The sequence below is a fragment of the Vibrio sp. 10N.247.310.17 genome (genome assembly GCF_041466605.1).
Classification (GTDB): domain Bacteria; phylum Pseudomonadota; class Gammaproteobacteria; order Enterobacterales; family Vibrionaceae; genus Vibrio; species Vibrio tasmaniensis_A.
Window position 1 is genome coordinate 21,746 of the sequence record NZ_JBFSTC010000026.1, and the last position, 15,692, is coordinate 37,437.

Below are 15,692 nucleotides of genomic sequence, written 5' to 3' on the forward strand. Positions count from 1 at the left end.
AAAGCTCTCCGTACATATCACATTAAACTTTGGCTATTCAAACGAACGGCTACCGCAATCGATAGCCGCTGTAAAAAGTTATAGTCGTTGATTTAGAAGGAAATTAGCCTTCGGCTGGAGTCACTTCGTCTTGTTGCTCGACTTTGTCATCGACTGCTTTAACAAGTAACAGACCAACAGAGAACACAATCAAACCACACAGAACGAATACCATGCGTCCCCACATAGGGTTTGGCAGTACGAACATAGTCATTACGCCCACACCCGCTACCGCGATAAGTGAACCCAACATACGACGTTGCTTGTTATCCAGTTTCTTCTGTTCATTACTCTCAGCAACTAATGGTGTCGCTAGGTTGTTGAAGAACTTGTCGACATCTTTCTCACGGTGTTCCGGTAATGGCTTGTAGAACAATGTTGAAAGAACGAAGAAGCCAGCAGTAAATACGATGTGACCGATAAGGCCGATAGCCACTTTCAGATCAGCCCACTCACGGCCAGTTAGTTCGTTTAGACCGAACCAGTTTTGAATCATGTCCGCTGTGATAACGAAACCAACGAAGTAAGAAACCACACCACCGACTACTAGCGTGCCCCAACCTGCCCAATCCGGTGTTTTACGGATGAAGAAGCCACAGAATGCTGGAATCGTCATAGGGAAGCCGATCAATGCGCCCACGTACATCATGGTGTCGAAAAGGCTCAGACCTTTAAGAGAATTGATGAACAGAGCAACCAAGATGATTGCGATACCGAAGAAAGTAGACGTTAGCTTAGAAACAACCATTAGCTCTTTCTCTGTCGCTTTAGGGCGAAGAATCGGCTCGTAGAAGTTCTTAACAAAAATACCTGAGTTACGGTTTAGACCAGAGTCCATTGAAGACATTGTTGCTGCAAACATCGCGGCAATCAGAAGGCCAACCATACCAACCGGCATGTACTCTTGAACAAAGTAAAGGTAAGCGAAGTCAGCGGCTTTGCTGCCAGCTTCTGGGTAAGCAGCGGCTAAATCAACACCTTGACCTGCCATGAACCATGAAGGCATGAACCAAATGATTGGACCCAGTGTCATTAGTACACAAGCAAGCAGTGCTGCTTTACGTGCGTTGTTTGAGTCTTTCGCTGCAAGGTAACGGTAAGAGTTCAGCATGTTATTGGTGATACTGAACTGCTTCAAGAAGATGAACACCGCCCAGATGCTGAAAATGCTCATGTAGTTAAGGTTATCACCCGTAATGAATGAATCTGTTGGGAAATCATTGATGATTTGCGTGACACCGCCACCGTGGTAGACCGCTACTACAGCACACGTTACCGTTACCGCCATGATGATAACCATCTGCATAAAGTCAGAGGCGATAACCGCCCAAGAGCCGCCTGTTACTGACATTACCAGTACAACCAGACCCGTTAGGACAATCGTCGTTGTCATATCAAAGCCGAAGATACCCGATGCGATGATCGCAAGGCCGTTCAACCAGATACCAGCAGAGATAACGCTGTTTGGCATGCCAGACCAAGTAAATACTTGCTCATTCACCTTACCAAAACGCATACGAATCGCCTCAATTACCGTCACAACGCGCAGTTGGCGGAACTTCGGAGCGAAGTAAAGGTAGTTCATTAGGTAACCGAATGCGTTCGCGATGAAGATAATCGCTACGGCAAAACCATCGGTAAAAGCTTTACCTGCTGCACCAGTAAATGTCCAAGCACTGAACTGGGTCATAAATGCGGTTGCACCTACCATCCACCACAGCATATTACCTCCCCCACGGAAGTAATCACTTGTCGTACTTGTAAACGTTCGGAACATCCACCCTATCGCAATTAAGAATAGGAAGTAGATGCCAACTATCAGGGTATTGAGTTCCATCTTGAGACCTTTTTATTCATGTTTTTTTGTTAAGGTCACTATAAATAGATGGCAACCACATTTGTACTACAATAATTTAAATGCGTGACGGTGATCTTACAGTCCAGGGCTTAAATAATCATACAAGTGATCGGGTTCAAATTTGCAACAACAGTCAACACGATGCATCAAACTTACACCTCCCAAACGTTAATTTTCAGTTCAAACATCAAAGACAAGAACCATAAAACACTAAGATACTGATAGGTAAGAAAATAAACACAAAGGACAAATAACTAACATAGAAGCTAACGTCATATACGAGCCATCTACAAGGTAAATTAATAGAGAAACTCCACTTACCAACAAAGTGAAAATGTTTATTTTGTATGATTACTAGAAGCTACAACTAAATAAAAACCGAACCGTTCCGAAGTTCCGCAACTTGCCACCTCAATAATGAAAACTTGAAAACCACTAATATAAGCTGACAGTCTTTCACGGAAGTGAAATGCTTTTAACACACCGATTACACTTTCCCCGTCCATTAAAAAAGGTGTCATTATGAAGAAATACGTCCCAATCTTAATTGCTCTTAGTACGATGTCTTCTATGAGCTATGCAGCCACCAGCAATGATGATGTTGTTGTTGACTATTTGCAGATGCGAAAAGGCGTGGCTTACCAAGTCAACCATTCAAAGCCATTTACTGGCCAATTTGAAGAGAAGTTCGATAACGGCCAAATCGCGACCAAAGCCCAATTTTCCGATGGTCTAGAACTTGGGTTAGAAACAAATTGGTATCAGAATGGCCAAGTCGCTTCTAAAGTGAATTACGTTAAAGGTAAACTGCAAGGCAAGGCTGAAACCTGGTACCCCAACGGTCAGAAAAAAGCTGAGCTCAGCTATAAAGACAATGAGCTGTCGGGTGTTGCCTCTCGCTGGTATCCGAATGGCGAACAAAGCCTAACAGCCGAATTCAGTGACGGGCAAAAAGATGGATTGGTAACGGACTACTACCCTAATGGCAATAAGGCCAGCCAAGCGAAATTTGATGAAGGCGAAGTAGCAAACGGGAAACTCACTCGCTGGAATACTAACGGAGACAAGGTTGAAGAACTGACCTTTAAAGACCACAAAATCACGTCTAAACAAGTTTGGATGCTGACAGAAAGCTAGTTCAGTATAAGTTTGTGCTAAGGGCTAGTTTACTGAGACTGTCCTAAATCCTGTATAATTGGCCCATAGCACTGCTCTTCCTGATCGCATATTACTAGAACGGACTGCATTGTCATGAGGCTACTTTTCAGAGGTAATCTCAGCGTGAATAACGTTGATCTTATCTATCAACCTCACCGACCTATCAACCCCACCTCTTCGTACCTGATACATTGAAAAGTGCAACTGCAGTAGTGGGTCAAACGGATTCACTTGAACGTGCGGTGAGCAACCGAGAAGCTTAATCGTTAATCGTCTTGATAGATGCCCCAGATAACCCTCAACTCAAATTTCAGACAAAAAAACGCTCATGTTGCCTGTATCAACATGAGCGCAAGGGCAGATCTTCACTACCATGTCCTACCTTTCTAAACGAAAGCAGAAGTTATAATTAGAATAGTTGGGAGCAATAATCAAAATGCTTTCGCAAGCGCTTCAACGATTTCTTCTTTGTCGCTAATAAGAACAACGGGTAACCATTCGAACCCTGTTCATTCCTATCAAGTCCATATCTATATAGCAGGCTATGTCACTGCCTTGCCTACTACATTTCAAATCATCTCTGGTCGAGCTCTATAACACCTAAAACAAATGCTAGCGGTCTAAAGCATTTTGGCTTTTAGCCATTTTTCCTTTCTAACCATTTAGCCTTTAAATCGTTCTTACTTATCCGCTTCGCAGCGTCAGTTCATGCAATCAACACAGCAAAGTTATGTGTTGCTACAGAAAGTTAGTAAATAATAATGTATTACAAACAAAAATAACATCTAAAGATTCAATTTTTTGCTGTAGCGCACATTTATTGATGAACAAAACTCTTAAAAACCATGATCAATAGACAAACAAAACACTAAAAATCATAACCTTACCTATACAAACTGACTTTGTAACCCTTTGTAAATAGTGGTTTTGTCCTAACAACACGATCCAATTCACAGATCATGCGCCTTCAAATCGTTAGCATATTTGTATTATTTAAATGCAAAACAAATTTGAAATGGCCAAGAAATCGTTTCAACAAAAAATTGCATTTAGGACAAGAACTACTCTATTTGGCTTGTAATTATGGCCAATACTCAACCTATAAATATGGAATTAATACCATGAATAAAACTAAAATCGTGATTGCTGTGGCATCTGTACTCGCTGCTGGCTCTGTATCTGCGGCGTCTTTCGATATGAGACACGAATACAAGAGTCATACAGATCAACACGCTACTCGTGTAAAACTGGGCGATAGCATTGGCAACTTCCTTGTAGATATCGAAGCGAAATTCAAGGGAGAAGACGGCGAGTTTATGGAAGATTTGAAGAATAATGGTTGGGAACTTGGTCTTAATTATCGCCATGTGCTTAACGATAACTGGACGATGACTTACGGTATGCCAATAGAAGGTCGCGAGTCTGGTGTCACATACAAACCTCAAGTTCGCGCGACATACAGTGTCGACAGCATTGACGGTTTAAGCCTAAGTGCACGTTACCGTTACGATATGAGACAGAACACAAAATCAATTGCAACTGACTCAGACGGCAAGCCAATCTTAGATAACGGCTACTTAACTTATCAAAACGATGAAAACCAACGTCGCCATCGCTTAACAGCAAACATCAACTACTCAATGGAGAACTGGCGTTTCGGTTTTGAAGGTAACTACTACAAAGCAGATGATTACAACATCTACGACAACGATGATACAAACTACGAGTTAAATGCAAGTATTCGCCACATTATGGGTCAATGGGCACCATATGTAGAGTTTGGTGATGTGAGCACTTCATCGACTAAAGCGACTCGTGAACTGCGTAGCCGTGTTGGTCTAACTTACAGCTTCTAATCGATAGCTATATAAATAATCTAAGATAATTACTGTCCTAATTTTCTAAGACCTAAACAAAAGCCAGCTTAATCGCTGGCTTTTTATGTTTTCAAATCAGGTTATTCAACAATGATTCACTTACAGGAAGGTACAACCCTAACGGCTGATCCGATATAAAAAGGAAAGTGTCACTTCATCATTAGGCACGACTCGCTTCTGCTGAGCCAAAAACAATTCCGCTGTCGAAACGGCATCGGCTAATGCATTGTGGCTGTTGTACTCAGGAAGCCCATACCTGTCTCGCGTACCCGCTAGAGTTAAATCCACCTCTTCATGGTTACTGATCGCTTTCTCCATGCTCTTCTCAATACATAGTGTATCTAGCCAAAGTAAAGGCAACTGCCTTAAGCCATAGCATCTTAATAGATACTGGCTAATGAACTTCTCTTCGACCACACAAGCGTGCGCGACGATGATCTTACCTTTTGCGGCTTCGAAAAACGTCAGCATAGCATCATGAATTGAAGCGCCCTCTTCCAGCATTTGTGGTGTGATGTGGTTGATAACTGCAGTTTCAGCATTGATCTGCGAATCGTTATCCAGATAAATATGCTTGGCGGACGCTAAGTCTATTCGCCCCTTGACCACATCGACCCAACCCATAGATAGAATAAGGTCTTGCTCGCTGTCTAAGCCTGTAGTTTCAAGATCTAAAACGATATATTCGCTATCTTTGGCCAAGTCCGTCATCTCTGGGCAAGGTTGATCCACAAGAGCATGTAACGCCTCTGGCAGCTTAACCGTATTCAAATATTGCTTTCGTGTGCGCTTAATTTTCTCAAGAGGATGAAAGTAATTTAAAAACGATTTCATTAGCGTGCTCCGAAACGGATTTTCGCTGCTTCTTGAAGGTCAGCAATGATCCTAAAGGCATCTTTCAAGTGTTTACGCTCAAAGCTACCAAAGCTATCTGGGTTGATGTTGTTGTCAGGCACATCCCCGTTCTTCAGCGCTTCAAGTTGATGACCAAATCGGAAAGAGAGAATGAACTGGTAAGAGCCCAGAATGTTCTTGAATGCGTCGTCGCTCAGCATGCCTTTTTCATTGGCAGCTGCGAAACGTTCATCGGTTGCTGACAAATCACATTCCACCGCTAATCCGTAAATACGCGCAAGATCAATAATCAAGTTAATGGCGTACTTCTTCACATTGAGTGTTTTCTTGTTCTCACCCGATTTCTCTAGAACCAAACTATTGAAAATACCCAATGGCGGGTTGGTGTTTACCGCATCTTTCACTAGTGTGCTTAAAAACTCACGGTTACTGCGAATGTTAGAATGCAACTCATCACGAAGAATGCCTTCGAACTCACTGTTGCCATAGATGGTTCGAATTTCTAGGAACACACTGATGTTGAGTAAGCGTTCGTACTCAGGGTTAGCCACCCACTTCTTGTAGTAGTGCTTCCAAACGCTGAGTGGCTGACACCATTTTGGTGTCGCAGCCATGAATTTACCCGGACACAATGGATAATCACAACTCGCTAATCCGTTAGTCACCATCATCGCTAAATGTTTGAAGTAAATACGGTCACTGTCTGTCGCATCGTCAGAGAGTACAATCGCACTATCTTGATCCGACAGCATATGGACTTCATTACGAGCGTGCGAGCCCGCAACAATCCAAGAAAAATCACAAGGTGGTGGGCCTAACTTATCAATCGCTATCTGAATCAATCGGCGTGTGTAGGCGTCCATAATCATGGTCATGACCTTACCTACGGTTTCCGGTGCAACCTTGCCTTCCACCAGCGCTTCAAAAATAGCTTGTCGCTCTGGGGTAAACGAAGACATGGTTTTCACACTGCCCGCGTATTTAATTTTCTCGATTAAGAAGATCGCTTGGACACGGTGGTTTTGAACTAAGTGAGACGTAGTGAGAAGACCAACGACCTTATTCTCTTTCACAACGGGCAAGTTACGGATGTTGAATTGCATCATGATAGACGCAGCATGCAGCACCAGATCATCCGGTTTTACCGTCAGTGGAGAATGCGTCATCACCTCGGAGATCAGGCTATCAGTGCTGACACCGTGGGCGATCACTCGCTTAGTCATGTCACGGTCGGTAATCAAACCAACAATGGTTTCACCCTCATAGATCACGGCACATGGCGAGCGTTGATGAAGCATTTCAACCGCGACCGACTGAATAGTTTGTTCAGACTTAACGATAGCCACCTGCCCGCTTGCCACTTCTTCAACCTTACGAATGAACAAGCCTTTTTCTTTATTTGACCACACAACATCAAGTGCCGACTTCAACCGAACCTGCGCCTGTGATGCAAAGTGTTCTGCGCAGCTTGGGAATGCCTTGAACAACGCTTGAAGCGCCGAATGTGGAATCACATAAAGTAAGCTATTTTCGATTGCGATCGCTCTGTAGCCTTTCTCGTCATTAACTTCAGAATCTAAGAACGTAAAGCCGAACAAGTCTTCACTGCCTAAACGAGCACGAAGTACACCGTCTGACTTTCTTTGCTCCATAGAACCGGTTCGGATGATGTAGAGCGACTTTTCTTTACCCGACTCACATAGATCAACCACATCCCCCTTGCCGAGATAAGTGATCTGAACATTGGAGGCAAGTTCACGAAGTGCTTGTTTTGGGATCTTATCGAAAGGATCTATCTGACCGATAAATTGAAGAATATTTGGCAAAAGAGATTGAGGCATAACCATACTCGCATTTGTTTGATTAGTATTATTATATAATTAATATATCGAGTTGCGAGTTGATTTTTAGGTTGAATAGCAGAATTGATCAAGTTTTAGAGATCAGAATAAGAAGTGCAATGTCAGAAACATAAAAATACAGATACAAAAAAGCACGCTAAATGCGTGCTTTAAAATTTGTAAGGGCACATCAAGTGCTTTCAGTTAGCTTGTTACAGGCAATCGGTGATTTGATTCTTGCAAGTGACTTGCCGAAACTTGGCGTGCTTTATCACTATTGCCTGCCATAATGGCTTCGTATATTGCGCGATGTTCGTTAATGCATGTGCTGCCTTCTTCTGAAGAGTGCACAATAAAGTTAACAAACATCGTCGTCAATATGTTGCCAAACGGTAAGTAGAAATCATTACCCGTTGCATTGAAGATAAGGCTATGGAACTTCATATCAATATCTAACCAGCGAGCTTGATCAAGCGTTTCTTCGCTAGAAATTTCTACCATTTTTTGGAAAATTTCTGATAATTCAATACGTTGCTCGGCAGTTGCAAACTTAGCTGCCAATGCACACGCTTCAGGCTCAATCGCACGACGTAAACCTAAAAACTGATGACAAAACTGATCGGTATCAGCTAGTCCATCCATCCATTCGATAAGCTGAGGATCTAAAAAGTTCCAGTATGCACGATCAACAACGCGAGTGCCGATTTTAGGGCGTGACTCTAAAAGGCCTTTTGAAGTTAGAAGTTTCACCGCCTCTCGCAACGCCGTGCGGCTAATACCAAACTGCTCACACAGAGCCATCTCACCAGGGATAATCGAACCCTGAGGTAAATTACCCGACAAAATACCACGAGCGATTTCACGTGCCACCTGCACATGAAGGCTTCGCTTAGAGCCTGAAATAGATTTGAAAGTTTCTGCCATGAGTCTACTTACTTATTAGATATGTATTATTTAACTCGTACTATAGCACTGAAAGTATAATGCACCAAATGAGGGGGATAATAACGTGAGCTCCCTTATACTCTATGGTTCTATCAAAATCCCACAAACTTTTCGAAGCTTATCACTACCAGTCGTACCTTCTTATTTATACATACAAATAGTTCCTATTTACGCAATTTTGGCATGCGTAACATCACAAAAATCACCTTAACTTGTGAGTTCCCCTTCACTGCGACGCATTTCTATCGTTGTACACTTGATTGAACTAGGTGTTATTGTATGATTTATTAAAAATAATAGGTGACTGTAGATGTTTGACTCGATAGCCGCTACAAGCATTATCCCTCAAGCTTAAAGTCGCGCTAACTTAAATCTATCCGCTGTTTTTATACTTAATACGTCAGCCTGAGGTGGTTTATATGGCTATATTTTCATTGGTGGCAGATTCAAGCCGCCGAATTCATGTTCAAGTGGCTCGACAGATTGCGCGTAAAATTCTGTCGGGAGAGCTCAAAGAAAAAGAGAAATTACCCAGTGAAATGGAGTTGTGTGAAGTCTTTGGCGTCAGTCGAACTGCACTTCGCGAATCAACAAAGCTACTTTCAGCCAAAGGGCTTATCGAATCAAAACCTAAAGTGGGGACTCATATCAGGCCACGTGCTCAATGGCACTTTTTAGACCCTCAACTCCTAGATTGGATTCAAGATCTGGAAGACACCAAACCCTTCTTATCTCAATTTTTAGGCTTAAGAAAAGCGATTGACCCAGAAGCGTGTGCGCTTGCGGCATCCAACGCTACGGTAGAGCAACGTAAAGAGCTTTCGATTCTTTTCCAAAAGATGACCATCGCGGCAAATGGCTTTGATTATGAAGAGTGGACAACCAACGATCATCTGTTTCACCAAACGATTTTCTTGTCGACGGGTAACCAGTTTTACATTCCGTTCGCGAACATTCTGTCGACGATTTTCAAACAGTTTATCGACCACTCTGCCGAAGGCGGTCGCTTCTGTTTAGAAGAGCATAAAGCGATATATGATGCGATTATGTCAGGCAATGCGAATCAGGCTCGAATAGCCTCTCAAGCTTTACTTGATGATGAAAATCAAAAGCTGTCTAGGGTTGAATTAGCCATCGCATAACCAAGATTGACCAGACTGACTCGTGTATCCCAATACACGAGTCAGTCAGTTTTAGCGCCCATTTTTAACCATCCATTACCGTAGTGTTTCATCTTTAAATGTTGAACTCGGGTCCTCTCAGAGAAAACTTACGGTTACACACATAAGGTGTTGTTTGTGTCTACACAATCGTATGTAAGGAAAAATTTCTCTCTCGCCTGGCCCCTAGCCCTAAACGGTATATTGATGCAGTCGATGTTGATGATCGATACGCTGCTGGTCTCTCCTCTTGGTGAAATACCTTTGGCTGCCATGGGAATTGCGACGACTATGGTTGCCTTTGTACTCGGTATTCAAATGGCGCTGGCAAACGGCACTCAACTAGTATTAAGCCGCGCCGTAGGTTCTGGCATCACCGCTTCATTATCCAAAGCGTTTTGGGCAGGTCTGTTCATCAACTTAGGTATCGCGACAATATTTTGGTTTCTACTCACCTTTTTAGAACAGCCTTTAATTCAAGCCTTAACCGACGATAAAGCCCTTTACTTAGAAATCAGCCACTACCTTGATATCTCAAAGTATCTCGTCATTTTCACTGCATTAACGCAAGTGATTATCGCCCTATTTAACGCATTAGGAAGAACCAAGATACCGTTTAAAGGGTATTTGATTGAATTGCCGATCAACGCTGTACTTTCTTATGGGCTCATTCACGGCTTTTCAAATTTCGAAGGTATTGGTGTTCAAGGCGCCGCGCTAGGCAGTGTTATTGCTATCACCCTTCGCCTTGTGTATCTGGTTCTTTGCGTGTATTTCAGCTCAGCAATTTCACTCAAATTAGACGCCCAACGATCAGAGTTCATGACAAACGTTCGCCGTCACTTTATCGAGATATTCCCTGTCGCAGCAAATGTAACCATGCTGTTGATTGGCGCAACGATTTATCAGTTACTGTATTCGCAACTTAACATCAACGCGTATGTTGCGATTACTTTGGTGATGCCTTGGATTAGGGCTGTCTCTCAATTTATTACCGCTTGGGCTCACTCTTCCGCAATTACTATCAGCCAAGCGATTGGCTCTAAAAAGATGGATGACCTAGTCAAAAACGTCGATACCAGCATTGATATTGCGGTAGTCATTTCTTTTGTGTGTGCAATCTTGTTCGCAGGCTTAAGTATGGTGATTGGTGACATTTACCCGAACTTGGACGAGTCTACATATCAAGCGTTGGCCGTTATCGCCCCACTCTACATCTTTTTACCGATTGTTCGTGGCTACAACACAGTCCATGGAAATGTATTGAGAGCACTAGGAAAAACAACCGCAGTCTTCAAAATCAACTTTACTGGTCAATGGGTAATTTCAATTCCATTGTGTGCATTGATCATCTTTGGATTAGACGGCTCTATCTTTTGGGCATTTGCCATTCAGCCCTTTGAAGAGCTAGTAAAAGCGCTGCCCTTCAGACATCTTGCTCGCAAGTCATTGATAGAGTTCGACTCAAACAAAGCCAACGAATTGATGTATGACTGATCGCCACCAAAAAGTAACAAAGTTACTGTCCCGAGAAAATGTCTGAACTGCTTGTGTAGTCTCAGGCTTATCTCATTTAGATCGATATAGCTCAAATGAAGAGCCAAGACATTTCGTTACGCCATAAAGAATAAGGCTGCATTAAATACACTTCCTTAAAAAATATCGTTCCAAGAATGTCTAAAAACAAGCATAAAAAAACCCACTCAAATGAGCAGGTTCTTTATCCAACCGTGTCTAAACGACGTGATTACTTCTCTAGTTTAGCGAAGTAGTCGAAGATTACTGGTACGTCGTTTTGACCAAGGCCAGCATCTACAGCAGCTTGTAGGCTTGTTGCGGTACCTTGAGCGATTAGAGACTCAGTACCTAGCTCTTCGCAAAGAGCAAGGAAGTAACCAAGATCTTTGTTTGCGTTAGCAACAGAGAAACCTAGCTTCTCTTCGCCGTCTACCGCGTAGAATTTACAGAATTGCATGAACGGAGAGTTAGATGGACCTGCAGACATAATGTCAAACAATTGCTGACCATCAACACCAGCGCGTTGAGCGACAGCGAAAGCTTGAGACATAGTCGCAACCGTTGTCATACCCATGAAGTTGTTTACAAGCTTAGTCACGTGACCAGCACCTAGAGCGCCAAGGTGGAATACGTTTTCGCCTTGCTCTTCAAGAACAGGTTTAACTTTGTTGAAAGTTTCCATGTCGCCAGCAGCCATGATGTTCAGAAGACCATCTTTAGCATGGGCTGGAGTACGACCTAGAGGTGCGTCGATCATACCCGCGCCTTTTTCAGCAAGAGCTGCGCCGATTTGCTTAGTAGAAGCAGGGATAGACGTACCGAAGTCTACGAGTACTGCACCTTCTTTGATGCCCGCTAGAACACCGTCTTCGCCGTAAACGATTTTTTCAACAACAGCAGAGGTGGTAAGGCAAAACTGAACAATATCACTTGCAGCTGCAAGCTCTTTAGCGGAAGTGAAAGCTGTAGCATTGCCACGAGCAGTAACACGAGCCATCGCTTCTTCGCTTAGATCCATTACGTTTACGTGGTAACCGCGTGTTTGCAGGTTTTCAACCATGTTGCCGCCCATAAGACCTAGGCCAATGAAACCGATTACAGGTTTAGTCATGTTCAACTCCAAATATGTTATTGTATGATTATATGTTCATTATAATAACTAGCCGAATCCGCTAAGGCAACCGTTTTAGGACTTTCGTGCGTGATCCAGCGCATGAATTTCGAATGCGGATACTGACATCACTTATCGAATTGGCCTCATATAAACCCAAAGAATAGGTCTTGTGATTAATAAGTGACAATTCAGATAGCAACTCAGTCTTTCGTCCTTCATATCCGACAATATCTAACCGGATACGAATCAGTAAATCACTTACAGATAAAGCTTGATAGGTTTAATTAGTGTATATTCCTATCGTTCTGACCAAAGAAAAATGAGTCAGGCACACTCTTAAAGTTCCCCTCAATAAATCAAAGCCTCTGACACCTTTCCCTGCCCCCTAAAGGTACTAGAGTAGCTCACAACAAGAACTTGCTGAGTCAAGAATAATGCGGCAAAAACACTGTCATTTTTCAACAACCTTATCCAGTAAGTCATAAATTTCGGACAATACAACACCATCAATTGTATTACTTATAAGCACTAAAAGTTATTGGAAGTTATCGTAACAATACTCGCAGAACCAGATAACAACGTTCATTTTGTTAAATCGTTTCGTTGTCAATGCGCCGCTGCAGCATTGAACGTTTCTCTAAATTTAGGGGCTGTTGATCTTTCGAGCTGGGTTTTGCAGCATCTTGTGGAAAATTTATACAAGGAAGAGGCTTTGACGTGTAGCTGGCCTACATGAAAAGCCGATAACGCTGTAGAAATGAACCACAAGAGCTGCCCGAGGGTTCGGCTAAAATCGTTTTATGCTTTGTTGAAGAATATTTGGTTAGAATGACTAGGCTACATACTCTTCGCCGCGCCTAAAACGATTTTATCTCGAACAAAACTTAACCACGAAAGGTAAACAGCCCCTAGTCATCAACCCTAAACATCAGATGTAAATTGAACCCAATTAATTCAAACGATCTCCCCCTCAAACCACACGTATAAAAAAACCGAGCAACTCGCAACGAGTTACTCGGTTTGACTTATTTCCGATATTCTTTGTCATCGACATTAATTTCGTTCAGTTACTTAGATGCGAACACCCTTACAATCGAACATGATATGGCGCTTCGTTCCCGCAAAGCACCACATCAACACAAGCCATCGTTAAACGGCCTATGTGTCAATCATTTACAGTTGAGCAAATGACCCTTCCCACGAGTATGTCTCACCCGCGAACTCAACTGTGTGAGTTGCTTGCTGCGTGTCTTCAGCTTGGTTTGAAATACCGTAATGGTAAGTGTTACCAGAAGTAGTCTGAATGCGAACAACAGTCCCGACACTGTTATGGCCCACAACAGACACTGATTTAACCAGGCCACGAGCGCCTACAGAGGCTTCGATAGACTCGTTAAAGTAACCATGCGTTTCTAGTACAGAAGCAAACACGTGGTTTTGACCAGACTGACGTAAGATAAGCGCAGGCTCACTCTTAAGGTTAAAGTCTGGATCGTTAGCACCAGTGCGAGCAAAGATTACGTCACTGCCCGCATTCGCGCTGGTTACTAGGCTGTAGTAGCTGCTGTCATGTAGCCAGCTCACCAGTGAGCCCTCTTGGTTCACTTTGCCTGAAGCAACGTTCCATAAGTGCTGGTAACCGTTGTCTTCACCTAGCGGCTTCAGCGTGCTTTCGATGTTGTAGTCGAAGTCAGTACGGATGATTTGACCCGAGTGGTGAACGGGTAGGTCGTACTGGTGTTCAGCGTCAGCTTCGATGCGGTATACATCGATAACTAGTGGCTTCTCGAACTCAGGAAGTTCAGCAAGAATCACGCTGCGTTGCATGTCTACGCCGGTGTAGTACTCAGAAATTGTGCCGCTCATACCTTGCAGAGACTGGTCGTCTGCTACGAAGAAGTGCTTCTGACCAAACTTAGATTCAGCCAATGCCGTATCGAAGTTGTTCTGCGTTTTCTGATCAACCGTTACTGTGTTGTGAGCAACTGTCTGCTTACAGTAAGACTTGTTCTCTGGGATGTAACGACCGCCAAACTTAGGCTCAACGTTTACCCAGCGACCGAAGCCGTAATCGTGCAGCACTTCGTGGCCACGGTTGAATACGCTTAGGTGTAGCCCATCGTAGTGACCGTGGTCTAGCGCAGAGTGGTACTGGTGATCGCTGCCGTGTTGACCAAACCAAATCAACGCCATCGTGTCGTCGTCTTGTTCGTCACGGTGACGAAGAATGCTTACGCCGCCTTTTTCGCCTTCAGGGCCGTCCGTTACAAACAGGCTACCCCAGTTGAATGCTTTGATGTCGTCTGCTGCATTGACAGCGTCAGATAGCGTTTTACCTGAAGCATGGACCCAAACATCTTGTTGGTGATTAGCCATACCAAGTAAAGTTTCAGTCTGCTCATAGCGGTGGTAACACACAGACGTTGCCATAATAACGCCTTCATCGTTAATAGAAATCGTCTTCGATGAATCGTTCAGAGCTGGCAATGTACCGTCTGGGAATGCCGTTTTGAATACCGCGTAAGACGTTGTCTTGATCACTGAGTCGTTGAATTCGTAAATACCAAGATCTGGCTGACGACGTTCAATCGCTTCTGCGAACAAGTAGATTGGACGTAGTGAGAAACGGTGGTAGTAAGGACCTTCCATGTAGTAGCCGTCTGGCGAAAACAGTTGGTCAAGTTGCGCTAAGAAACCGCCGCTTACTTTGTCGAGTTTCAGGCCGTAAAGCGCTTTGTCTACTGACTCTTGATCGTTGATTGCGTAACCACAGATACCGACTGCAGCCACTGCCCATAAACCGTGGTTGTGTACGATATCGAAGTCGTGTGCGTAAGTAACAACAAACATTTCGATCATTTGCTTAAGAAGATCGTCTTCAATCAGACGCTTTTGTTCTTCAGAAATGGTGTGGTAGATGCAGCTGTACGCACAAGAAGCGTAAAGCATCCACATGTTTTCGTTCAACGTTTGGTGGAACAGCTTACCCGGAGGGTTAGAGTCACGGCTTACGTTACTTTCAAGTGTTGGGTACACCGTCGCGTACGCAGTTAACATATCAACGATGTAATCACGGTACTTTGTTTCCTCAGTGATAAGGAACAAACGACCCGCTAGATCCATGTGGATGTAGTTTTGTTTATGACGGTTATGTTCGTAGCCGCCGCCTTCACCGTGACCTGGAACTTCAATGCCAACTTCCGCCATGTAAGCGTCAGTTTGTTTAATATCGCGAGTCAGTGCGTTACCTAAAAGGCTATCCTTGCCAAGTTCTTTACGAAGCTCTGCTGCTTCCTCAAAGTTAAGTAAAAGTGGTTGATAGCTCAT

General features: G+C 43.5%; 10 protein-coding genes. 4 read left to right on the forward strand and 6 right to left on the reverse strand.

The window, feature by feature from the left end; all coding sequences use genetic code 11:
* Positions 1–103: 103 nt before the first annotated feature.
* Positions 104–1,876 (reverse strand): sodium:solute symporter family transporter, encoded by a 1,773-nt coding sequence (locus AB6D80_RS09820; RefSeq protein ID WP_371708357.1) that lies wholly within the window; start codon positions 1,874–1,876, stop codon positions 104–106.
* A 543-nt stretch (positions 1,877–2,419) separates the two neighbouring features.
* On the opposite strand from AB6D80_RS09820, the gene AB6D80_RS09825 reads away from it, so the two are divergent.
* Both AB6D80_RS09825 and AB6D80_RS09830 read left to right on the forward strand, forming a co-directional pair.
* Entirely contained in the window at positions 2,420–3,034 is a 615-nt protein-coding gene (locus AB6D80_RS09825; protein ID WP_371708356.1) for a toxin-antitoxin system YwqK family antitoxin, read from the forward strand.
* Positions 3,035–4,176: 1,142 nt separating this feature from the next.
* Entirely contained in the window at positions 4,177–4,911 is a 735-nt protein-coding gene (locus AB6D80_RS09830; protein ID WP_009846528.1) for an oligogalacturonate-specific porin KdgM family protein, read from the forward strand.
* 138 nt (positions 4,912–5,049) lie between these two features.
* On the opposite strand, the gene AB6D80_RS09835 is transcribed toward AB6D80_RS09830, so the two are convergent.
* The 3 genes from AB6D80_RS09835 to AB6D80_RS09845 all read right to left on the reverse strand — a co-directional run bounded on the left by AB6D80_RS09835 (position 5,050) and on the right by AB6D80_RS09845 (position 8,552).
* Positions 5,050–5,766 carry a 3'-5' exonuclease gene (locus AB6D80_RS09835; RefSeq protein WP_009846527.1) on the reverse strand — a complete coding sequence of 239 codons (717 nt, stop codon included), beginning with the start codon at positions 5,764–5,766 and terminating at the stop codon, positions 5,050–5,052.
* Entirely contained in the window at positions 5,766–7,628 is a 1,863-nt protein-coding gene (locus AB6D80_RS09840; protein WP_017103045.1) for a DUF294 nucleotidyltransferase-like domain-containing protein, read from the reverse strand. The genes AB6D80_RS09835 and AB6D80_RS09840 overlap by 1 nt, the downstream gene beginning before the upstream one ends.
* Positions 7,629–7,832: 204 nt before the next feature.
* Positions 7,833–8,552: a FadR/GntR family transcriptional regulator gene (locus AB6D80_RS09845; protein WP_009846525.1), complete on the reverse strand. Its 720-nt coding sequence runs from the start codon at positions 8,550–8,552 to the stop codon at positions 7,833–7,835.
* 440 nt (positions 8,553–8,992) lie between these two features.
* On the opposite strand from AB6D80_RS09845, the gene AB6D80_RS09850 reads away from it, so the two are divergent.
* Positions 8,993–9,715, forward strand: a complete 723-nt coding sequence (locus AB6D80_RS09850) for a FadR/GntR family transcriptional regulator (RefSeq protein WP_009846524.1) — start codon at positions 8,993–8,995, stop codon at positions 9,713–9,715.
* 147 nt (positions 9,716–9,862) lie between these two features.
* On the forward strand, positions 9,863–11,230 hold the full coding sequence (locus tag AB6D80_RS09855) for an MATE family efflux transporter (protein WP_017099070.1): 1,368 nt from the start codon (positions 9,863–9,865) through the stop codon (positions 11,228–11,230).
* Positions 11,231–11,480: 250 nt separating this feature from the next.
* On the opposite strand, the gene AB6D80_RS09860 is transcribed toward AB6D80_RS09855, so the two are convergent.
* A complete protein-coding gene (locus AB6D80_RS09860) occupies positions 11,481–12,362 on the reverse strand; it encodes an NAD(P)-dependent oxidoreductase (protein ID WP_012603741.1) in 882 nt (293 codons plus the stop codon).
* Positions 12,363–13,538: 1,176 nt separating this feature from the next.
* Positions 13,539–15,692 carry a heparinase II/III family protein gene (locus AB6D80_RS09865; protein WP_372188412.1) on the reverse strand — a complete coding sequence of 718 codons (2,154 nt, stop codon included), beginning with the start codon at positions 15,690–15,692 and terminating at the stop codon, positions 13,539–13,541.